Here is a 19,926-nt window from a genome sequence, read left to right on the forward strand (position 1 = left end):
GCCTCAGGACTCCTTGACCGCGATGGTCTCCACCGTGTTGGCCACGTGCTCGAACGCGTCGGCCGCCTCCTCCAGCACATCCACGATCTGCTTGAGCTTGAGGACCTCGATGGCGTCGTACTTGCCGTTGAAGAGGTGGGCGAGAAGCTTGCGGTGGATCTGGTCGGCCTGGTTCTCGAGCCGGTTGATCTCGATCCAGTACTCGGTGAGGTTGTCCATCGTCCGCAGGTGCGGCATGGCCTCGGCGGTCAGCTCCGCCGCGCGGGCCAGCACCTCGATCTGCTGCTCGACGCCCTTGGGCAGCTCCTCGACGTTGTAGAGGACGACCAGGTCGACGGCCTCCTCCATGAAGTCCATGATGTCGTCGAGGGAGGACGCGAGGTTGTAGATGTCCTCGCGGTCGAACGGCGTGATGAACGAGGAGTTCAGCTGGTGGAAAATGGCGTGGGTCGCGTCGTCACCGGCGTGCTCCGCTGCTCGCATCCGCTCCGCGATCTCGGCCCGGGCGGAAGGCTCCGCTCCGAGCAGTTCCATCAGGAGTTTCGAGCCCGTGACGATGTTGTCCGCGGACGCGGCGAACATGTCGTAGAAGCTCGTCTCCCTGGGGGTCAGACGAAATCGCACGTGGGGTCCTCGGGGTGCTGGGTTTCGGTCAGGCTGATGCTAGGCGCATCATCCGGCCACGGCTAACCGGCGTCCCTTCAGTGTCGCCCATCAGGCACAGTGATCTGCACGGGCCCCCGCCCGGATCGGCGGGGATCGGTACCATATACCCACGAGGGGTATAGCTACCCTTTCTGGACAACGGGAGGACGCGATGACGACCACCGAGGCGGCCGAGGTCACCCCCGACACTGCCGCACCCGGCACCGACCACGACCACGGCGTGCACGGCTACCACAAGCAGAAGGACGAGCACCTCAAGCGGCTGCGCCGGATCGAGGGCCAGATCCGCGGTCTGCAGCGGATGGTCGACGAGGACACGTACTGCATCGACATACTCACCCAGGTCTCCGCCTCCACCAAGGCCCTGCAGTCCTTCGCGCTCCAGCTCCTCGAGGAACACCTGCGGCACTGCGTCGCCGACGCCGCGACCAAGGGCGGCGACGAGATCGACGCCAAGGTCGAGGAGGCCACGAAGGCCATCGCGCGGATGATGCGTACCTGAGGACCCGGGGCCGCCGACGACGGCCCCGGCCGGTCGTCAGCGGCGGCCGGTGAACGGCGGCCGGTCAGCAGCAGCCGCCGGCCCGCTCCGTCGCGACCCTCAGCACCTCGTCGATCCGGTCGTCGCTGAGCCGTTCCCCGTCGGCCGCCGACGCCGCGATGATCAGTTCACCGCAGAGCTCGATCTCGGCGAGAGCGACGCAGTCCTGGTCAGTGGGGACTGTCGCGGTACTGGGCGGAGCCACGCGCATTCACCTCTTCCTGCCGGCGTCGGTCTCCCAGCGTAGGGAGCGCGCCACGCACCGCGCATGACTCGTCCGGACCATTTGGGAATGGCCTGCGGGTGGCTTCCCGCCGCCCCTACACCTTGATCTTCCCGGTGTAGATGTCCTTACGGTGCGGCAGCCGCACGTCGACGGGGGTGCCGAACCCGTACAGCAGGGTCGTCGACGCGACCGCGACCGTACGCCCCTGGTTGGCGAAGGTGAACTGGTGCCGCACCTTGCGCAGCCGGCCTTCCGCGTCCAGATACACGTCGAAAGGGACGGTGTCCTTGGCGAACCCTTTCGCCGCCGCGGCGAGCGCACCGCGCACCTGCGGAGAGGCGGCCCGCGCGGCCACCGCGAGGTCCGCGACGCCGCGGTAGTGGCTGACTTTCGCCCCTGCCAGGTCGACCTCGCCGACATAGGTCACCCGCTGCGCGCCGCGCAGCAGCTCGGCCGCCGCGGCCGGGTCGGTGGCCCCGCCGGTGATGAGGTTGCCGTCGTCGAGGGTGGTGGTGTCGACGCGGACCCACTTGTCGGCCGGGACGCCGGCGCCGCGGTTCTTCATGTAGAGGGCGCCGGGTGCGAGGAGTTCGGTGATGGGCCGGTGCTCACTGGCCCCGGCGGGGTCCTTGGGCAGGACGACCTGGAGGCTGCCGGTGCGGCGGCGGAAGTCGTAGCCGCCCTCGCCGCGGATGGTCACCCGCGTCCCGCCGGCCGCCATCTCCATGCTGGTGCTGGCCTTGGAGGTGCCGGCCCGGGTCAGTACCTCGGCCGCGCCCCGCACGGTCCGCGTCGGGTCTCCGCCGGGCTTGGCGTCCTGCGCCTCGGAGCATCCGCCCGCCATCAGCGCCGCGGCGACGGCCCACGCCGCTCCCGGACGCCCGTACCGCTGCACCACCATCGCCTGCCAACCCCCAACGCCGTACCGCTGCTTGTCCGGGACCCGCCCGATCCGCATAACGACGGCCTGGACGACCCGTCACGCGCAGTACGGTGGATCCGTGCACGAGCAGTCCCCGCATCACGTGACCACGACCGAACGAGGCTCCTTCGCGGTCGCCCGCTGCAGCTGCGGCTGGAAGGGCCCGGCGCGGAGATCCCGGGACAAGGCCCGCACGGACGCGGCGACGCACACGACGGACGCGCGGAAGACGGCGTAGCCGCCGGCCCCTCGGATTCACCGCCGTCCTGTGCGCGTTTGGGTGCAGCAGTTCGGGCACGCATGAATCGAGGGACGCGGGGCAGGCGGGCGTGGAGCGCATGGTGGGCCGCTCCTGCCGCCGGCACAGACATCCCCCCACCTGGGGCCGGCGGTCATACGAGAGGGCCCGCACTCCACCAGGGCGGAGTGCGGGCCCTCTGACGGTTCGGCGCGGACCACCCGTCGAGGCTGAACCCTCTAGGCGGCGAGATCGTTCTCCCCGGTCCCCTGGCCGAGCCGGGGCTCGGGGATGTCCAGGGTCTCCGGCAGCGAGGACCGGTCGGCGGCGCTCCGGGAGCGGACGAGCCGGGCGCCGTGCTTGGAGCGGGCGATCGCCGAGACGAGCGGGGTCAGCAGGGCGTGGGCGATCGGCGCGAGCAGCAGCGCGACCGCCGTACCGAGGGCGAAGCCGCCGATGACGTCGGTCGGGTAGTGGACGCCCATGTAGACCCGGCAGAAGCCTTCGGCGAAGGCGAGACCGATGGCGGCGAGGCCGAGCCTGCGGTGGGCGACGAAGAGCGCGACGGCGATGGCCATCGCCAGGGTGGCGTGGTCGGAGACGAACGAGAAGTCGGTCTTGCCGTCGACGAGGACCTCGAGGCCCTGGTGGTCGTTGAACGGCCGGGGCCGTTCGACGAAGCCCCGGATGGGGACGTTGACGAGCACGGCGACGCCGGCGGCCAGCGGGGCCCACACGAGCGCGGCGACGGCCGAGACGGAATCGGTGAGGGTGCCGCGGCGGCGGACGCTCCACCAGCACCAGAGCGCGACGAGGACGAGGGCGAGCATGATCCCGTACTCGCCTACGAAACCCATGACACGGTCGAGCCAGGGCGGAGCTTCCCGCGCCAGCCCGTTGATGTCGTAGAGCAGGCTGACATCGGGGTTCGAAACGTCCGATGCGAGTCCAGCCATCTGCTGCGGCCCCTTGCCTTGTCACGTGAGTCGACCGTGAGCGGTCGGATCAGGGAACGAACCGCCTGAGGCGTACGTTCCGCTCTTCCTCGACGATCACTCCGACGTTACCGAAGAGTGACGCGTCGTCGCTGCTCAGGGCCTGTGCTTAACGGAGAGTTCCGGCCATGGCCGCTGCCCGGCCGACGCGGTGTCAGCTCTGCGGCAGATGCGTCGGCAGAGCCGCCGCGCCGTCCTTGGTCACCCGGGTCGCACCAAAATAGTCAGGCGTGTCGATCTTGTCGAAACGGATGACGGCACCGGTTCGCGGCGCGTCGATCATGTAGCCGCCGCCGACGTAGATGCCGACGTGCCTGATGGCGCGGGAGTTCGTCAGGTCGTCGGAGAAGAAGACCAGGTCGCCGGGGAGCAGTTCGTCGCGGGAGGGGTGCGGACCGGCGTTGTACTGGTCGTTGGCGACACGCGGCAGCTCGATCCCGACGCTGAGATACGCGGCCTGGGTCAGCCCGGAGCAGTCGAATCGGCCATTCTGGGCCGCGGTTCCGGTACCGCCCCAGAGGTAGGGCGTCCCGAGCTTCTGCTGCGCGTAGTAGATCGCTCCGGCGGCCTGCCGTGAGGGTTCGACGCGGCCGACGGGCCGGGCGAAGCTCTTCTCCAGCGACCGGATGATCCGTACGTAGTTCTGCGTCTCGCTGATCCGCGGCACACCGCCGGACTTGATGACCCGGTAGGCACCCGCGTTGTACGCCGCGAGCATGTTGTTCGTGGCATCGCCCGGCACGTCCTTCACATAGCCGGCGAGCTCGCAGTCGTACGAGGCGGCCGAGGGGATCGCGTCCTTGGGATCCCACACGTCCCGGTCGCCGTCCCCGTCCCCGTCGATGCCGTGGCCGGCCCAGGTGCCGGGAATGAACTGGGCGATGCCCATGGCGTTCGCCGGCGACACGACCCTCGGGTTCCAGCCGCTCTCCTGGTAGAGCTGCGCGGCGAGCAGGGCCGGGTTGATGGCGGGGCAGAGGTTCCCCCACTGCTGGACGAGCCCCTGGTACGCGGCGGGCACGGCTCCCTTGGCCAGCCCCACGGTGCCGTTCCTGGCGTCCCCGGCGCCCCCGAAGAGACCGGCGGCGGCGGCGTACGTACCGACGACGAGCAGCGCGACGAAGCTCAGGCACACGCCGAAGACCCCACCGGCCACCAGCCATGCCTTGCGCGCCCTACGCACCGTCAACCACCCCTGGGCTCTTGGCAGTCCATCGAACGACAAGTCTAGGTGCGACACCCGCTCCAGGGGTGGGCACCCTGTTACCCGTTTCGGACAAAAACCTGCAACCCCGGCCGGAGGCGGGGGCGTCTCTCGTCGCGTCGAACAGCGGGAACCGGCCACACAGGGGGACGATCATGAGCCACGACGCGAACCATCTGACACGGGTGACACGGCTGGCGGTCGCCGCCCTGACGGCGACGCTTGCGGCGAGCCTGCTGACCGCCTGCGGCCCGGACGACGGCACCGGCGCGGGCACGCCGGGCGCGTCGGGGAAGCCGAGCGCGAGGCCTTCGGAAGGCGCGAAGCCGACGGCAGAGGCACCCCCGACCCGTACGGCACCCCCGACCGGTTCGGCCTCCCCGACCCGTACGGCGTCCCCGACCCGTACGGCGTCCCCGACCCGTACGGCGTCCCCGACCCGTACGGCTTCACCCTCCCACCACCCCGCGCGCGCCCTGACATGCGATCAACTCCGCAACGCCCGCGTGCAGACCGACCTCGTCAAGCTGCCCGACTACCCGCGCCCGGGGATGCGGCTCACCGACGGCCACTGGGAGCACGAGGACGGCGTCCAGGTAGACCTCCAGCCCCAGTGCGCGATCGGCCGGCTCGTGGGGGACGGCGCGGCGGACGCCGTGGGCGTCGTGAAGATCACCACACCGGGCACGGGCCGCTTCTACACGCTCGTCGTCTGGCGGAACGACCACGGGACCCCGGTCCCCTTCGCCACCGAGTCGCTCGGCGACCGCACTCCGGTGGTCTCCCTCGCGGTGACCCCGCCGGCCGTGACCGTCGTCCACCGCACACGCCGCGACGGCGAGCCCCTCGCGGTCAACACGCTGACCCGTACGGCTCTCTACCGCGTGGCAGGGGCCGGCCTCTACGAAGTCAGCCATGTCGACACCCCGTACGCGGGCGGATGACGGCGACACCTCGGGCCGTGTACGCGGCCTGAGGTGTAACAACGACAGTCATTGCCCGGAGTCACCCTCCGTGATACACAGAGTGACCATACGCTTCTTCGCATAGAAACCGGCCACCTCACCGCAGGTCAAGACGGTGGGATCGGTCAAGTGTGCGGGGATCGGGTAAAGAGAGCCGTCAAGCCGTCACACGCGAGCGGTTTCATCAGCGAAGATAGGGCGATGACCCATGCCATCGGGCAGGGGCGACGAACTACCCAACAGGGGCGGTGAGTTACATGTACCTGGCGGCCGAAGAAGGCGACATCACCACCATCATCGGTGGAATCGCCCCGAACTGGGGGCCTTTCGGGAGCCTGGGCAACGAGGCCAAGGTGATGATCGAGGTCGTGATGGCCGTGGCCATCCTGCTCTGTCTCGGCATCGCCATCTGGGGAGCGGCGAAGCAGCGCATCGGCGCGACCGCACTCCGGGACACGTTCAGCGCCGAGCAGGGCAAGGGCCTGATCGTGGCCGGTCTCACCGGCGTCTTCATCATCGGGTCGCTGGGCACGCTGTTCACGATCGTGTACGGGATGGCCGTCTAACCACCGAGGTCGGTTCTTTTCCTGATGTCCAGTCACCACACGGTTGAGAGGGCGTGCCTGTCATGAGCCTCGGCGACGACAACGGCGGCTTCGGCGGCGGCTCGGGCCAGACCCGCACGCGCCTCCCGGAGGGCGGCAGCGGCGACCCCTACGACGACACCCGCCGCCCCCCGACCGCCCGCAGCTCGCGCTCGCTCATCACGGTGGTGGGCGTGGTGGTCCTCCTGATCGCCGCGATCGCCTTCGCGAACAGAGGGGGCGGCGACCCGGAGAAGACGGACGCCAACCCCTCGGCCGCCCGAAACCCGACCGCGGCGACGGGCGTCCGCCCGGTGACGGGCAAATCCGGCCCGATCCCCACGGGCTTCGCCCAGACCGAACAGGGCGCGCAGAGCGCGGCCGCCAACTACTCCGTGGCGCTGGTCTCGGCCGACATCCTGAATCCAGGTCGCCGCAGCGAGATCGTCGGGCAACTGTTCGTCCAGGACAAGGTCGCCGAACTCGAAGCCAGCTTCGACAAGGCATACAGCCGGGAGTTCCTCGACAAGTTGGGGCTCGACGCGAACGGCAAGGCAGCGACCGGTCTGACCTACGTGTCCCGCACCGCACCGGTCGGCACCAAAGTGACGCAGTTCTCCAACCGTGCTGCGACGGTCGAAGTCTGGTGCACGGGCGTGTTCGGCACGGCTGGGGTCAGCTCCACCAATCCAGTGACGAACGACTGGTTCACCATCACACTCGCTCTGCGCTGGGCAGACAACGACTGGAAGGTCGAGAGCTTCTCCCAGAAGGAGGGGCCGGCCCCGGTGAACACCGACCGCACCGCCTCCGACGCCGATGCCATCGCCAAGGCGGTCGAGGAGTACGGAGGCTTCACCTATGCCCGCTAGGCCCCGTCCTCCGCTCCGGCTGATCGGAGTGTTGGCCACCGTCCAGACCGCAGCCGTGGTTCTGGCCTCTCGCGCCTACGCGGCGCCGACGCCAACGCCTTCGCCTTCGCCGTCCGGCAAGGAGGAGTGCGACCTCATCGTCGGGCCGGCGAAGGACTACTGCGAAAACGGCCAGAGCAACGGCGCCGGCAGCGGCCGTTCCGTGGCCGATCCCACCGCCGCCCTGGACCCCCTCTCCTCCCTCGCCCGCGGCTGCGCCGACGCCGCCGTCTCGATCGTCGACGCCCTCTCCAAGGCCGTCAGAGAGACCGCCGACGTCGACTTCACCAACCTCGAGTTCCTCGGCCGCTACGCCGTCGTCTTCGCCGCCGCCACCTTCCTCACCCTCCTCCTCTGGCTCCTCGCCGTCGCCAAGCGGGCCATCCGAGGCGTCCCCCTCACCACCGCCATCTCCGAGGCCATCGGCTTCCTCTGGCTGACCGTCCTCGCCTCCGCCTTCACCCCGCTCATCCTCTACACCGTCGTCAACGCCACCGACGCCGTCACCGAGGTCATCGCCTCCGGCACCGGGCAACAGACCGACGTCTTCTTCGGCAGCTTCAAGGAGGCCCTCCAGAAGGGCGACAGCATCGGCGGCGGGCCGATCATGCTGATCATCGTCTCGCTCGTCAGCATCCTCGCCGCCGGCGTCCTCTACCTCGAGCTGTTCCTGCGCGCCGTCATGCTCTACGTCGGCGCCCTCCTCGGCGTCGTCGTCTACTCCGGCCTCGTCGACAAGAACATGTGGGGCCACGTCCGCCGCTGGGCCGGCATCATGATCGCGATCATCCTCGTGAAGCCGGTCATCGTCATCGTCCTCGGCCTCGCCGGCGCGCTCTCCTCCGGCACCGGACCCGACTCCTTCTCCGCGGTCGTCTCCGGCCTCGCGATCATCCTGCTCGCCATCTTCGCCTCCGCGATGATCTACCGCTTCGTCCCCGGCTTCGGCGACGAGATCGTCGCCTCCCGAAACAACCGCCTCCACCGCGCCGGCGAGAACGCCGCCGCCGCCGTCATCTCCTCCCCCGCCTCCCTCGTCTCCCAGGGCATCAAGACCCACAGCACCCGCGACAGCGGCGGCGGTACCCAGAACAGCGGTGGCGCCCCGCGCCCCGCCAACCCGCTCTCCGGCGGTGTCGCCGCCCACAGCAGCCGTGGCACGGCCGTCAGCTCCGGGGGCACCGGGGGCGGCGGCGGAACTGTCCCCTCCGCCGCACCCCCACCGCGTAGCAGCAGCCCGACGTCGGGCACCCCGCACAGCAGCCGCAACAACACAGGAAGCACTGGAGGTGGAGGGCGTTGACGACCCAGTCCCAGCCGGTCACGCCCCGCCGTACGTATCTCATCGGCCGTGCCCGGCCGAACGCGATCGTCGGCAAGAACCGCGAGACCGGCGAGATCGCCCTGATCATCGCCGGCGCGTTCCTCGGCATGATGAGCGGACTCCTCGTCCCCGCCCTCACCCTGCGGATCGTGCTGCTCGTCGGCTTCCCCGTCCTGGCGCTCGCCGCCGTGTACGTGCCGTACAAGCACCGCACCTTCTACAAGTGGTTCGAGATCAACCGCAGTTACAAGCGCTCCCTCAAGCGCGGCACCGCCTACCGCTCCGCCGCCGCCGAGGCCGGCACCCGGATCGACGGCCGTGAGGTCGAGGTCGGGCCGCCGCCCGGCATCGGACGGATCAGCTGGCTCGCCGCGCCCTTCGGTCCCGACGAGATCGCCGTCCTCCTCCACGCCGACCGCCGCACCGTCACCGCCGCCATCGAGATCGAGGGCCCCGGCGTCGGCCTGCGCGACAGCGAGGACCAGGAAGCCCTGGTGGACCGTTTCGGCACCCTCCTCAAGCACGTCGCCAACGGAGACGGCTTCGTCACCCGCCTCCAGATGCTCGCCCGTACCCTCCCCGCCGACCCCGACGCCCACGCCAAGGACGTCGCCCAGCGTGGCGACGCACAGGCCCCCGGCTGGCTCCAGGAGTCGTACGAGCAGCTCCAGTCGATGGTCTCCACCTCCAGCGAGCAGCACCGCGCCTACCTCGTGGCCTGCATGCACTACACCCGCGAACTCGCCGCCGAGGCCAACGCCATGGCCCGCGCCGCCCGCCACACCTCCGGCGCCCGCAAGCTCGACCGCGACGCCGGCCTCGCCGTCGTCATGGCCCGCGAGCTCACCGACATCTGCGCCCGCCTCGCCGAGGCCGACATCCGCGTACGGCAGCCCCTCGGCCAGTCCCGGCTCGCCTCCCTCGTGCACTCCATGTACGACCCGGACCACCCCATCGACCACATCCAGGCCATGACGAAACGAAACGCTTGGCCCGCCGAACTCGACGCCATGGAGCCCACCTACCTCCAGGCCAAGACCCGTGAGTCGTCCACCCGCGCCCCCTGGTGCCACGCCACCGCCTGGGTGAAGGAGTGGCCGATGACCCCCGTCGGCGTCAACTTCCTCGCCCCGCTCCTCGTCCACACCCCCGACGTGATCCGCACGGTCGCCGTGACCATGGACCTCGAGCCCACCGAGGTCGCCATCGAGCGCATGCTCACCGAGAAGACCAACGACGAGGCCGAGGCCTCCCGCCAGGCCAAGATGAACCGCACGGTCGACCCCCGCGACATCGCCGCGCACGGCCGGCTCGACCAGCGGGGTGAAGATCTCGCCAGTGGCGCGGCGGGCGTCAACCTCGTCGGGTACATCACTGTGTCGTCGCGTTCGCCCGAAGCCCTGGCCAGGGACAAGCGCACGATCAGGGCCTCCGCCGGCAAGTCGTATCTGAAGCTGGAGTGGTGCGACCGCGAGCACCACCGGGCCTTTGTGAACACCCTGCCGTTCGCGACCGGCATCCGCCGCTAGAGCCGCCAGCCGCCAGCCGCTAAGGGGCCCGCCCACATGCGAGATCCACTCTCCGCCCTCACAGAAGCCTTCACCGCCTTCCTCTTCGGGAAGGTGGAGACGACCCGCCTGCCCGTCCGCACCTCGACCGGCCAGGCCCAGGCCGTCTACCTGCCCACCGCCGCGCCCGGCCTCGGCGACTCCGGCGTGATCATCGGCCGCGAGGTCTACAGCGGCAAGGGCTACATCTACGACCCGTTCCAGCTGTACGGGCAGCAGCTCCCGGCCCCCCACTGGCTCGTCCTCGGCGAGTCCGGCAACGGCAAGTCCGCGCTAGAGAAGACGTACGTCCTGAGGCAGTTGCGGTTCCGCGACCGGCAGGTCGTGGTCCTCGACGCCCAGGGCGAGGACGGCGTCGGCGAGTGGAACCTCATCGCGCAGGAGCTGGGGATAACTCCCATCCGCCTCGACCCGATGGTCGCCGTCGACGCCGGTATCCGGCTCAACCCGCTCGACCCGTCGATCACCACGACCGGGCAGCTGGCCCTGCTCCGTACGATCATCGAGGTCGCGATGGGCCACGGCCTCGACGAGCGATCCGGCTTCGCGCTCAAGGTCGCCCACGCGTACGTCAACGAGCACATCACCGACCGACAGCCCATCCTGACCGACATCGTCGAGCAGCTCCGCCACCCCAAGGCGGAGTCGGCGGAGGCGATGAACGTCGACATAGACGACGTACGCGCCTGGGGTCTGGACGTCGCGCTCGTCCTGGACCGGCTCGTCGACGGCGACCTGCGGGGCATGTTCGACGGCCCGACGACGGTCGGCATCGACCTCGACGCGCCGCTGATCGTCTTCGACCTGTCGCACATCGACCGCAACTCCATCGCCATGCCGATCCTCATGGCGATCGTCGGCGTGTGGCTGGAGCACACCTGGATCCGCCCCGACCGGAAGAAGCGCATCTTCCTGGTCGAGGAGGCCTGGCACATCATCAACAGCCCGTTCGTGGCGCAGCTGTTCCAGCGGCTGCTCAAGTTCGGCCGCCGGCTCGGCCTGTCCTTCGTCGCCGTCGTGCACCACCTCTCCGACGTCGTCGACGGCGCGGCCGCCCGCGAGGCCGCGGCCATCCTCAAGATGGCGTCCACCCGGACCATTTATGCCCAGAAAGCCGACGAGGCGAGGGCGACGGGACGGGTACTCGGCCTGCCACGGTGGGCGGTCGAGATCATCCCGACGCTCACCCCCGGTATCGCGGTCTGGGACGTCAACGGCAACGTTCAGGTGGTCAAGCACCTCATCACCGAGAAGGAACGCCCGCTCGTCTACACCGACCGCGCCATGACGGAGTCGTCGGCCGACCCGGCCCTCGACCCCGAACTGGAGTGGGAGACGGAGCAGCGGGCCGCCCTCATGGAGCGGCAGCTCGACGATCCCTCCCGGTCGACGGTGGCGTGACGATGGCGATGGCGAAGGGCCCGCGGGAGCGGCAGCAGGGCGGAGTCCCGGACGGGCTGGTGCTGGCGCTGGTCGGCGTGCCCGTCGGCCTGACGGTGCTGGCGTGGACGGCGACCGGTCTGGCGGCCCTGCTGTCGAAGGGCGCCTGGCCGGCAGGGGTCACCTTCACCCGGACTCCGATGGCCGTCCGTTCGCTGCTCGGCAGCCCGCAGGACCTGCCGGGCGCTTGGCCGGACACCCCGGCGGGCGAGCTGTCGGGGTACGGCCTGTTCTGGGGCCTGCTCATCGGCGAGCTGATGGTGCTGGTGGTTCTCACGGTGTTCGTGGTGGGGACGCTCGCACGCTGGAGAACGGTCCGGGCGACCCGCCGCGTCGGCGCGTACGGGGCGAGTGCGAGTGCCGGTACGCGTACCGGTGCGAGCGCGGGTGCCGGTACGAGCACGCGCCGTGCGGCCGCCCAGGACCTCATGGAGGCCGCGCCGCCGCAGGACGCGCCGCAGGCGGTCGTACAGCAGCCGCCCGCACCCAGGAAGCCTCGGGAGGAGCACCCTCCGGCCGAGTCCCGGCCGCCCGCGCCGACCCCGCCCCCGTCGCCTGCCCCGACCTCCCTCGGCATCGTGTACGGCACCCCGGCCGACCGCCGCCCCACGGCCGTCCAGGCGATCCAGGACGCCGAGGGCCCCCTCCTCGTCGTCACCTCCGACCCGACGCTCTGGGCCGACACCAAGGACGCCCGCGGGAAGCTCGGCCCCGTCCTGCTCTACGACCCCGGGCACCTCTGCGACACGCCCGCACGCCTCCACTGGTCCCCGTCCGCGGGGTGCGAGGACCCGGCGAGGGCCCAGGAGCGGGCGGCCGCCCTCCTCGCCCCCGTACGCCCGCCGTCCCGTCTGGACGTCGCGGTCGCCGACACCGCCGAAACGCTCCTGCGCTGCTGGCTGCACGCCGCCGCCCTGGACGACCGCCCCTTCAAGCAGGTCCACCGCTGGGCCCAGGGCACGGCCGCCCACGAGCCCGTACGCATCCTCCGCACGCACCCCAAGGCCGCCTCGGGACACGCCGGCCTCCTGGAGTCCGCGCTCACCGCGCACCCGGAACGGCGTGAGATCGCCCAGGAGTTGACGGCCCGTGCGCTCTCCTCGCTCTCCTCGGTCCACATCAGGGACGCCTGCATCCCGAATCGAACGGATTCGCTGACGCTGGAATCATTCGTCGCCGAAGGGGGCACCCTCTATGTGGTCGGTGAAACCATCGAGGACCCGCGCACCCGCCCCGGCGGGATGCCCCTGCTCACCGCCCTCGCCGCAAGCGTGGTCGAGCACGGCCGCCGCATGGCCGCACGGTCATCCGACGGTCGGCTCGACCCACCAATGACCCTGGTCCTCGACGACGTCGCCGCCGTGGCTCCCCTTCCCCGTCTGCCGGAGCTGCTCGCGGACGGCCGGGACCAGGGCCTGCCGACCCTGGTCCTGCTGCGCTCCCAGGAACAGGCCCGCGCCCGCTGGCCCGAGCCCCTGCCCCAGCCCCAGCCCCAGCCCCAGCCCTAGCCCCAGCGCACCCCACCTGGCCTCCGCCGGGGCGTCAGGCGCACCCGGCCACCGGGCGCGACGTCAGACCCCGGCCACCATGCCCCGACGTCAGACCGCCGGCCGCCGGACCTCGTACTCCACCTCGTGCGCGGAGTCGTCCCCCGGCATCGCCACCCGGACCCCCGTCGCCACGAACCCGAACCGCCGGTAGAAGGCGGCGGCCCGCGCGTTGTCCTCGTGCACGTACAGCCGCACCCGCCGCACCGTCGGCTCCGGCAGCGACCAGGACCACTCCACGCCCGCCCGGAACAGCGCGTCGATCACACCCGTCCCCCGCGCCTCCGGCCGCACGTACACGCCCACGATGTGCGTCTGGTCGACCTCCGCCGCCTCACCGAGCCGCACGTCGTCCGACGGCCGCTCCACCAGCAGCGAGATCGTGCCCGCCCAGCTCCCGTCGGGCGCCTCGGCCACGAACTGACGGACCTTCGTCCCGCTCTCGGACGCGCCCTCCGCGCGCTCCTTCCAGAACGAGTCGGGCCGCTCGACGGCGTCCTCGTAGGTGTCCAGGAAGGCGATGCCCGCCACCGGGTCCCGCAGGGCGGCGAGCCGGATCTCGCGGGTCTGCTCCCACTCGTCGGCGCGGATGACACGTATCGAATAGTCCATGGTCCTGATCCTCGCCGCGGCCCACCGCCCCCGACAAGCTCTTTCTTCCCGTCGTACCCCGGTACTACGTCACCCGCCGCGCTCCCGTCCACGGTCGGACGATCCGCCGCCGCCCGCTCCGTAGCGTCGTGGACATGATCCGAGCAGAAGAACTCACCAAGCGGTACGGCGACAGGACCGTCGTCCAGGACCTCAGCTTCACCGTCCGCCCCGGCACGATCACCGGCTTCCTCGGCCCCAACGGCGCGGGCAAGTCCACCACCCTGCGGATGCTCCTCGGCCTGGACGCCCCCACCCGCGGCCGCGCCACCATCGGCGGCCGCGCCTACGCCGCGCACCCCGCACCGCTCACCCAGGTCGGCGCGCTCCTCGAAGCCCGCTCGATCCACCCCGGCCGCTCCGCCCACCACCACCTCATGGCGCTCGCCCACACCCACGGCATCCCGCGCTCCCGCGTCGAGCACGTCCTGGGCCTCACCGGCCTCGCCGAGGTGGCCCGGCGCCGCGTCAAGGGCTTCTCGCTCGGCATGGGCCAGCGGCTCGGCATCGCCGCCGCACTCCTCGGCGACCCCGAGACGGTCGTCCTCGACGAGCCCGTCAACGGGCTCGACCCCGAGGGCGTGCTGTGGATCCGTACGCTCCTCAAGTCCCTCGCCGCCGAAGGCCGTACGGTCCTGGTCTCCTCCCACCTCATGAGCGAGATGGCCCTGACCGCCGACCACCTCGTCGTCATCGGCAAGGGCCGGCTCCTCGCGGACACCACCGTCGACGCGCTGGTACGGGAATCGGGCGGCGCCTCGGTCAAGGTCGTCACCCCCGACGCGGCCCGCCTCACCGCCCTCCTTCCGCAGGCCCGGATCGTCAGCGAGGCCGCCGACACCCTCCGCGTCACCGGCGTCGAAGCCGCGGACATCGGCCGCGCGGCCGCCGCCCACGGCGTACCGCTCTTCGAACTCACCCCCGAGACCGCCTCCCTGGAGCAGGCGTTCATGGACCTCACCCAGGACTCGGTCGAATACCAGGGAGCAGCAGCATGACCACGGCACCCACCCCGACCCCGACGGCCGTGACCCCCGCCTCCGCGTACCGCGTCACCCCCACCCGCGTCCTGCGCTCGGAATGGCACAAGCTGTGGACGGTCCGCTCCACCTGGATCACCGTCCTCACCTCCGTCGCCTTCCTCCTCGGCGTCGGCATCCTCATGGGCGCCACCTACACCTCCGACGGCGGCGACTCCGACGTCGACACCGTCATCCTCACCCTCTACGGCTCCCAGCTCGGCGCGATCTGCCTGGCCGTCCTCGGCATCCTGGTCACGGCGGGCGAGTACTCGACCGGCATGATCAGGGCCTCGCTCACCGCCGTCCCACGCCGGACGCCCGTCCTGTGGGCGAAGGCCACCGTCTTCACGGCGACCGTCTTCACCGTCTCCTTCGTGACCGCCCTCCTCACCTTCCTCACCGCACAGCTCTTCCTCTCCGACACCGACCAGGCCGCCTCCCTCGCCGACGACGGAGTCCGGGCCGCCATCGCGGGCAACGCCGCCGGAGTCACGCTCCTCGGCCTCGTCGCCCTCGGACTCGGCGCCGCGCTGCGCTCGGTGCCGGGCGGCATCGGAGCCTTCGTCGGCGGGGTGCTGATCCTGCCGGAGGTCCTCGGCATGCTCCCGTACGACGCCGTCGAGAAGGCCCTCACGTACTTCCCCACCCAGGCCGCCGGCGCCCTCGGCTCCGCGGACCCGCTGCCCCACGCGGCCTCCCCGGGCGGCGCGTTCCTCGCCCTGTGCCTGTGGGCAGCCGCGACCCTGGTCGTCCCGGCGATGCTGCTGAAGCGCCGGGACGTCTAGGGCCTGGCTTTGGGATCAGGCCGGATCAGGGAGCGGCGGCGTGGGGGTCCCCCTGCTCGAGCGCAGCCGAGATTGGGGGAGCGTGCGATCGCAAGGCGGAGGATGGGGGTCCCCCGGCAGAAGGCCGGGGGAGAGTCCACGCGGAGCGTCGACGACCGACGACAACGCGGCGAGCGCGCGTGCCAGGCGTCGCGAGCCCGGCATGATCCGAAAGACAGGCCCTGGCTGCCGGCGTACGAGGATGAACGCGTGATCACGGAGAAGCAGCCCGGCACGGAGCCCGGCACCGGCGAGGAACCCCTCAGCCGGTACATCCAGCGCCTGACCCAGCGCGTACGAGCCTTCGACACGCGCCGCCCCAGAGCCTGGGACGGGCTGCTCACCGCCTTCTGGGCGGCCGCCGCCCTGATCGACGCGATGGGCGGCTGGCGGAACACCGCCCCCGACCCCTCCGTACCGGCCTGGCTCGTCGTCGCCATGAGCCTGGCCTTCACCCTCCCCCTCCTGTGGCGGCGCCGGCGGCCTATGGCGGTCCTCGCGGTGATGGCGTGCGTGGCGCTCGTGAACCAGGGGACCGGCGCGTTCCTCCAGGCCGGGCTCCTCCAGCTGCTCGCCGTCTTCCACATCGCGCTGCGACGACCCCTGCGCACCCTCCCGTGGACACTCGCGCTGCTCACCCCGCCCCTGGTCATGGGCGCGATCCGCTATCCCCAGGGCAGCTGGGACCAACAGGTCGTCCCCACCCTGTGGGCGTACGCGATGGCCGCCCTGCTCGGCATCGCGGTCCGCTCCCGCCAGGACCACACCGCCGCCCTCGTCGACCGGGCGCGCCGCCTCGAAGTCGAACGCGACCAGCAGGCACAGCTGGCGGCGGCCGCCGAACGCACCCGGATCGCCCGCGAGATGCACGACATCATCGGCCACAACCTCGCGGTCATCACCGGCCTCGCGGACGGCGGCAGGTACGCGGCCGCCAAGAACCCCGAACGCGCCGCCGAAGCCCTCGACGCCATCGGCACGACGAGCCGCCAGGCCCTCGCCGAACTCCGCCGCCTGCTGCGCGGCGAGGCGGTACGCGACCCACAGCCCACCCTGGACGACCTGGACGACCTCATCGCCGGCGTGCGGACCGCGGGCCTCCCGGTACGGCTGGACATCCACGGCGAGACCCCACCGCTCGCGACGGGCGCGCAACTGACGGTCTACCGCGTCGTCCAGGAAGCCCTGACGAACACCCTCAAGCACGCGGGCGCCGGAGCCGAGGCGACCGTCCGCCTCTCGTACGGCCCGGAAGCGTCGACCGTCGAGATCACGGACACCGGCCGGGCGCACGGCACCGGAACCACGGGCATCGGCCAGGGCGTTACGGGAATGCGGGAACGCGCCGCGCTCTACGACGGCACGCTCGAAGCAGGTCCGCTGCCGGACGGCGGCTGGCGCGTACGGCTCCGACTCCCCCTGGAGGACTCCCCCTCGTGACGACGGTGCTGATCGCGGACGACCAGGCGATGCAACGCTTCGGCTTCCGCATGCTGCTGGAGAGCCAGGACGACATGACGGTCGTCGGCGAGGCGCCGAACGGCACCGAGGCGGTCCGCCTCGTGGACCGCCACCGCCCCGACGTCGCCCTCATGGACATCCGGATGCCGGGCCTCGACGGCATCGAAGCCACCCGCCGCATCGTCGCCACGGGCGCCCGCACCCGCGTCCTGATCGTCACGACCTTCGACCTCGACGAGTACGCCTACGAGGGCCTGCGCGCCGGCGCCAGCGGCTTCCTGGTCAAGGACGCCCAGCCGGAGGAACTCCTCTCCGGCATCCGCGCCGTCGCGAGCGGCGACGCGGTGGTGGCCCCCAGCCTGACGCGCCGCCTCCTGGACGCGTACATCCACCACCTCCCGCCCACCCCGGGCGCACCCCGCGCGGACCCCCGCCTCACGGCCCTCACCGACCGCGAACGCGAGATCCTCACGGTCATCGCCCAGGGCTGGACGAACACGGAGATCGCCGCACGCCTCCACCTGGCCGAGTCGACGGTGAAGACCCACGTGAGCCGCATCCTCGCGAAGACAGGCGCGAGGGACCGCGTCCAGGCGGTCATCCTGGCCTACGACACCCACCTGGTGGCCCCCGATCGGTAGTCGGCGGCCCCGGGCAGCGGCTATTCGGTCACCACTGCCCCCTCCCAGATCGCGGTGCGCCGGTCAGCCCCGTCGAGAATCACGTTCTCGAGGCGGGCCTCTGTGAAGTCCGTCCGGGTGAGGTCGGCGGCGGGCAGATCATTGGCGTCGTCCTTACCGAAATCGGTCCCGTAGCACCGCGTACCCGACAGATCGGCGTCGGTCAGATCAGCTCCGGACAGGTCCGCGCCCGAGAGAGAGGTGGACCCGCTGCTCTCGCCCTCGACATCCTGTTCGGCGACCCCCAGCGGGGAAAGTACGGCCCCGGTCAGATCGGCGCCCGTGAGCACGGTGGCGTCCAGGTATGCCCCCTGAGCCACAACGCCCCGGAGATCGGTGTCGATGAACTCCGCGTTCACGAACGAGCTTCCGCTCAGGGTGGCGTCGGTCATGGTGGCGTTGGTGAACCAGACGTCCTGGAACGAGCCGTCCTGCAGATACGCCCGCGTGAGGTCCGCTCCGCGGAAGTCCGCATTGCTGAAGTCCCCGCCTCCGAAATCCGCACCGACGAGGAAGGCATGACGCAGATCGATCACCTCGCCGTCGGAGCCACCACCAGGCCGTTGTCCCAGCACGTTCAGCGACGCCTGAACATCGTCGGCGAGCCGCGCCTCACTGTCCTTGTGCACCGCGTCGATCTGCGCCTTGCTCTTCGGAGCTTTGGCGCGGTCCCGAACGTACGCGCTGAGCACCTGCACGATCGCCGGCTGCTCGCGCGGAGACTCCTCCATCATCCGCTTGAGCGCGTAGATACTGCTGATCCTCACGTTCATGGAGTCGTCGCCGAGGTTGGCGACCGTCTCGTTGTACGAAGAGGCCACCTGATCCCGCTCGCTGACCCGCAGCGCGTCGCGCGCCTGACCGAGCGTCATCGCGGTGAATGCCAGAGCCAGGAGGGCGGGGATGGCGGGCATCGCCGTCGCGATCGCCAGGTACCGCTGCCAGCGTCCGGCATCGGACGCGGCAGCACCCGGAGTGACGCCAGGCGCGGGTGTGGGCGGAGGCGGCGGCCCGGACGTGAGCAGGGTGGCGTCGACGAGGGCGAGCCATCGAGGCGCGTACAGCCGGTCCTGCAGCTGCGCCAGCAGCTCGACGAACGGGGGAAGGTGGGCTGTCGTACCGTCCCGGAGCACCCGCCCCATGGCGTCGTGCAAGGTCGCTGCCACGCGCCAACTGTGCTCCTCGAGCTCGACCTTGCGCTCGGCGTCGGCCGGAAGGCCGTCTCTGACGAAGTCTTGCAAGGCGGCCCGCAGTCGGGCTGTGCCGGCGTCCAGCTGGGCCGCGTCGGGCGAGGCAGGAACCCGGAAGGCATCTCGGCAGACGGTGAGGATCGTCAGGCAGGCCAGGAGCGGAACCTGCTGCTTCGACCACAGACCGAACGCCCGCCGCGCCACCCGCGGCAGCCACCAGGCGGCCACGAGTAGAGCGACCGACATTCCTACTCCGAAGCCTTCGTCGACACCGTCCCACCACGGCACGAAGTCCGGCTCACAGCCCAGAAGGAGGTTCCAGCCGCCACAGTCGCCCTCCCCCCAGACGAACCCTCGGTTCCCGAAGAGAAGGAGGAAGAGATCGTAAGGATCCATCAAGACATTGCCCGGTCCCTCCCCGAAGGCCGAGGCCATCACGAACCAGGTACCGAACGCCACGCCGCCGACAGCGAGCACGACAGGGATCAGCGTCGCCCACACCCAGAGCCCCCGCTCCAGGACACGCGCGGAACGGTCCTCCTCCACCATCCGGTCGACGAGCTCACTCATAGGTATCGCGCTCGCCACCCCCTGGTGCCGGCGGAGCGCGACGGCCCGCCGCACCTCGCGCCTCATCTCCTCGCGCCGTGGCCGCACGAAGATCCGCGGCACGAGAAGGACGTGACGCCCAGTACGCCGGAGGGGCTCGTCGAACGCGGCACAGCGCACGACGATCCGCCAGACACCGACCACGACAAGCCAGGTGCAGCAGACCCCCGCTAACGCCCGTATCCAGTCACTCCACGATGCAAAGTTCACAGAACGCAAAAATGCCTCAACCCCCGGACCAGGTCCAGGGGTTGAGGCTAAAAATTGTTCGGCGGCGTCCTACTCTCCCACAGGGTCCCCCCTGCAGTACCATCGGCGCTGAAAGGCTTAGCTTCCGGGTTCGGAATGTAACCGGGCG

General features: G+C 70.7%; 20 protein-coding genes and 1 rRNA gene. 13 read left to right on the forward strand and 8 right to left on the reverse strand.

Annotated features, from left to right (window positions below):
* Positions 1 to 3: 3 nt before the first annotated feature.
* A complete protein-coding gene (locus ACZ3IJ_RS20885) occupies positions 4 to 624 on the reverse strand; it encodes a DUF47 domain-containing protein (protein WP_361436756.1) in 621 nt (206 codons plus the stop codon).
* Positions 625 to 817: 193 nt separating this feature from the next.
* On the opposite strand from ACZ3IJ_RS20885, the gene ACZ3IJ_RS20890 reads away from it, so the two are divergent.
* A complete protein-coding gene (locus tag ACZ3IJ_RS20890) occupies positions 818 to 1,168 on the forward strand; it encodes a metal-sensitive transcriptional regulator (protein WP_391800246.1) in 351 nt (116 codons plus the stop codon).
* 64 nt (positions 1,169 to 1,232) lie between these two features.
* Here ACZ3IJ_RS20890 and ACZ3IJ_RS20895 read toward each other — a convergent pair whose 3' ends face one another.
* Positions 1,233 to 1,418, reverse strand: coding sequence for a hypothetical protein (locus ACZ3IJ_RS20895; protein WP_467470226.1), 186 nt, complete (start codon positions 1,416 to 1,418; stop codon positions 1,233 to 1,235).
* A gap of 109 nt (positions 1,419 to 1,527) precedes the next feature.
* On the reverse strand, positions 1,528 to 2,334 hold the full coding sequence (locus ACZ3IJ_RS20900; protein WP_467470282.1) for an SCO4651 family lipoprotein: 807 nt from the start codon (positions 2,332 to 2,334) through the stop codon (positions 1,528 to 1,530).
* A gap of 100 nt (positions 2,335 to 2,434) precedes the next feature.
* Here ACZ3IJ_RS20900 and ACZ3IJ_RS20905 point away from each other — a divergent pair, with 100 nt between their 5' ends.
* Positions 2,435 to 2,593 carry a hypothetical protein gene (locus tag ACZ3IJ_RS20905; RefSeq protein WP_467470228.1) on the forward strand — a complete coding sequence of 53 codons (159 nt, stop codon included), beginning with the start codon at positions 2,435 to 2,437 and terminating at the stop codon, positions 2,591 to 2,593.
* A gap of 239 nt (positions 2,594 to 2,832) precedes the next feature.
* Here ACZ3IJ_RS20905 and ACZ3IJ_RS20910 read toward each other — a convergent pair whose 3' ends face one another.
* On the reverse strand, positions 2,833 to 3,549 hold the full coding sequence (locus ACZ3IJ_RS20910) for a phosphatase PAP2 family protein (protein ID WP_467470230.1): 717 nt from the start codon (positions 3,547 to 3,549) through the stop codon (positions 2,833 to 2,835).
* A 193-nt stretch (positions 3,550 to 3,742) separates the two neighbouring features.
* Positions 3,743 to 4,771 (reverse strand): C40 family peptidase, encoded by a 1,029-nt coding sequence (locus tag ACZ3IJ_RS20915; RefSeq protein WP_391800242.1) that lies wholly within the window; start codon positions 4,769 to 4,771, stop codon positions 3,743 to 3,745.
* A 176-nt stretch (positions 4,772 to 4,947) separates the two neighbouring features.
* Here ACZ3IJ_RS20915 and ACZ3IJ_RS20920 point away from each other — a divergent pair, with 176 nt between their 5' ends.
* The 7 genes from ACZ3IJ_RS20920 to ACZ3IJ_RS20950 all read left to right on the forward strand — a co-directional run bounded on the left by ACZ3IJ_RS20920 (position 4,948) and on the right by ACZ3IJ_RS20950 (position 13,092).
* Positions 4,948 to 5,736, forward strand: coding sequence for a hypothetical protein (locus ACZ3IJ_RS20920; RefSeq protein ID WP_467470233.1), 789 nt, complete (start codon positions 4,948 to 4,950; stop codon positions 5,734 to 5,736).
* A 278-nt stretch (positions 5,737 to 6,014) separates the two neighbouring features.
* Positions 6,015 to 6,323 carry a hypothetical protein gene (locus tag ACZ3IJ_RS20925; RefSeq protein ID WP_260230621.1) on the forward strand — a complete coding sequence of 103 codons (309 nt, stop codon included), beginning with the start codon at positions 6,015 to 6,017 and terminating at the stop codon, positions 6,321 to 6,323.
* 62 nt (positions 6,324 to 6,385) lie between these two features.
* Complete coding sequence (locus ACZ3IJ_RS20930) at positions 6,386 to 7,213, forward strand: DUF8175 domain-containg protein (RefSeq protein WP_467470235.1); 828 nt, start codon at positions 6,386 to 6,388, stop codon at positions 7,211 to 7,213.
* Positions 7,203 to 8,555: a hypothetical protein gene (locus ACZ3IJ_RS20935; RefSeq protein ID WP_467470237.1), complete on the forward strand. Its 1,353-nt coding sequence runs from the start codon at positions 7,203 to 7,205 to the stop codon at positions 8,553 to 8,555. Before ACZ3IJ_RS20930 ends, ACZ3IJ_RS20935 begins: the two co-directional genes overlap by 11 nt.
* Positions 8,552 to 10,105, forward strand: coding sequence for an SCO6880 family protein (locus ACZ3IJ_RS20940; protein ID WP_467470239.1), 1,554 nt, complete (start codon positions 8,552 to 8,554; stop codon positions 10,103 to 10,105). The genes ACZ3IJ_RS20935 and ACZ3IJ_RS20940 overlap by 4 nt, the downstream gene beginning before the upstream one ends.
* Positions 10,106 to 10,141: 36 nt before the next feature.
* On the forward strand, positions 10,142 to 11,545 hold the full coding sequence (locus ACZ3IJ_RS20945) for an ATP-binding protein (RefSeq protein WP_467470241.1): 1,404 nt from the start codon (positions 10,142 to 10,144) through the stop codon (positions 11,543 to 11,545).
* A gap of 2 nt (positions 11,546 to 11,547) precedes the next feature.
* Positions 11,548 to 13,092 (forward strand): type IV secretory system conjugative DNA transfer family protein, encoded by a 1,545-nt coding sequence (locus ACZ3IJ_RS20950; protein WP_467470243.1) that lies wholly within the window; start codon positions 11,548 to 11,550, stop codon positions 13,090 to 13,092.
* 90 nt (positions 13,093 to 13,182) lie between these two features.
* Here the strand turns inward: ACZ3IJ_RS20950 and ACZ3IJ_RS20955 are convergent, their stop codons facing one another.
* Positions 13,183 to 13,743, reverse strand: coding sequence for a GNAT family N-acetyltransferase (locus ACZ3IJ_RS20955; protein WP_467470246.1), 561 nt, complete (start codon positions 13,741 to 13,743; stop codon positions 13,183 to 13,185).
* A gap of 134 nt (positions 13,744 to 13,877) precedes the next feature.
* On the opposite strand from ACZ3IJ_RS20955, the gene ACZ3IJ_RS20960 reads away from it, so the two are divergent.
* The 4 genes from ACZ3IJ_RS20960 to ACZ3IJ_RS20975 all read left to right on the forward strand — a co-directional run bounded on the left by ACZ3IJ_RS20960 (position 13,878) and on the right by ACZ3IJ_RS20975 (position 17,730).
* A complete protein-coding gene (locus ACZ3IJ_RS20960; protein ID WP_467470248.1) occupies positions 13,878 to 14,780 on the forward strand; it encodes an ABC transporter ATP-binding protein in 903 nt (300 codons plus the stop codon).
* Complete coding sequence (locus ACZ3IJ_RS20965; protein WP_467470250.1) at positions 14,777 to 15,589, forward strand: ABC transporter permease; 813 nt, start codon at positions 14,777 to 14,779, stop codon at positions 15,587 to 15,589. Before ACZ3IJ_RS20960 ends, ACZ3IJ_RS20965 begins: the two co-directional genes overlap by 4 nt.
* A 249-nt stretch (positions 15,590 to 15,838) precedes the next feature.
* Positions 15,839 to 17,068 (forward strand): sensor histidine kinase, encoded by a 1,230-nt coding sequence (locus tag ACZ3IJ_RS20970; RefSeq protein ID WP_467470252.1) that lies wholly within the window; start codon positions 15,839 to 15,841, stop codon positions 17,066 to 17,068.
* Positions 17,065 to 17,730 carry a response regulator gene (locus ACZ3IJ_RS20975; RefSeq protein ID WP_467470254.1) on the forward strand — a complete coding sequence of 222 codons (666 nt, stop codon included), beginning with the start codon at positions 17,065 to 17,067 and terminating at the stop codon, positions 17,728 to 17,730. The genes ACZ3IJ_RS20970 and ACZ3IJ_RS20975 overlap by 4 nt, the downstream gene beginning before the upstream one ends.
* A 20-nt stretch (positions 17,731 to 17,750) precedes the next feature.
* Here ACZ3IJ_RS20975 and ACZ3IJ_RS20980 read toward each other — a convergent pair whose 3' ends face one another.
* Together ACZ3IJ_RS20980 and rrf are read right to left on the reverse strand one after the other, a co-directional pair.
* The gene (locus ACZ3IJ_RS20980; RefSeq protein ID WP_467470256.1) at positions 17,751 to 19,529 is read right to left on the reverse strand and encodes a pentapeptide repeat-containing protein; all 1,779 of its coding nucleotides are present in this window, start codon (positions 19,527 to 19,529) and stop codon (positions 17,751 to 17,753) included.
* Positions 19,530 to 19,834: 305 nt separating this feature from the next.
* A 5S ribosomal RNA gene (gene rrf / locus ACZ3IJ_RS20985) occupies positions 19,835 to 19,926 on the reverse strand; the annotation flags it as partial.

This window comes from Streptomyces sp. NPDC013317 (genome assembly GCF_055563155.1).

What these genes read in the sequence shown, in the direction of transcription:
- ACZ3IJ_RS20930 (WP_467470235.1), top strand. Translation starts at nt 6,386, where the DNA reads ATGAGCCTCGGCGACGACAACGGCGGCTTCGGCGGCGGCTCGGGCCAG.
- ACZ3IJ_RS20900 (WP_467470282.1), bottom strand. Translation starts at nt 2,334, where the DNA reads ATGGTGGTGCAGCGGTACGGGCGTCCGGGAGCGGCGTGGGCCGTCGCC.
- ACZ3IJ_RS20960 (WP_467470248.1), top strand. Translation starts at nt 13,878, where the DNA reads ATGATCCGAGCAGAAGAACTCACCAAGCGGTACGGCGACAGGACCGTC.
- ACZ3IJ_RS20950 (WP_467470243.1), top strand. Translation starts at nt 11,548, where the DNA reads ATGGCGATGGCGAAGGGCCCGCGGGAGCGGCAGCAGGGCGGAGTCCCG.
- ACZ3IJ_RS20965 (WP_467470250.1), top strand. Translation starts at nt 14,777, where the DNA reads ATGACCACGGCACCCACCCCGACCCCGACGGCCGTGACCCCCGCCTCC.
- ACZ3IJ_RS20935 (WP_467470237.1), top strand. Translation starts at nt 7,203, where the DNA reads ATGCCCGCTAGGCCCCGTCCTCCGCTCCGGCTGATCGGAGTGTTGGCC.
- ACZ3IJ_RS20895 (WP_467470226.1), bottom strand. Translation starts at nt 1,418, where the DNA reads ATGCGCGTGGCTCCGCCCAGTACCGCGACAGTCCCCACTGACCAGGAC.
- ACZ3IJ_RS20890 (WP_391800246.1), top strand. Translation starts at nt 818, where the DNA reads ATGACGACCACCGAGGCGGCCGAGGTCACCCCCGACACTGCCGCACCC.
- ACZ3IJ_RS20945 (WP_467470241.1), top strand. Translation starts at nt 10,142, where the DNA reads ATGCGAGATCCACTCTCCGCCCTCACAGAAGCCTTCACCGCCTTCCTC.
- ACZ3IJ_RS20925 (WP_260230621.1), top strand. Translation starts at nt 6,015, where the DNA reads ATGTACCTGGCGGCCGAAGAAGGCGACATCACCACCATCATCGGTGGA.
- ACZ3IJ_RS20920 (WP_467470233.1), top strand. Translation starts at nt 4,948, where the DNA reads ATGAGCCACGACGCGAACCATCTGACACGGGTGACACGGCTGGCGGTC.
- ACZ3IJ_RS20980 (WP_467470256.1), bottom strand. Translation starts at nt 19,529, where the DNA reads ATGAGTGAGCTCGTCGACCGGATGGTGGAGGAGGACCGTTCCGCGCGT.
- ACZ3IJ_RS20910 (WP_467470230.1), bottom strand. Translation starts at nt 3,549, where the DNA reads ATGGCTGGACTCGCATCGGACGTTTCGAACCCCGATGTCAGCCTGCTC.
- ACZ3IJ_RS20955 (WP_467470246.1), bottom strand. Translation starts at nt 13,743, where the DNA reads ATGGACTATTCGATACGTGTCATCCGCGCCGACGAGTGGGAGCAGACC.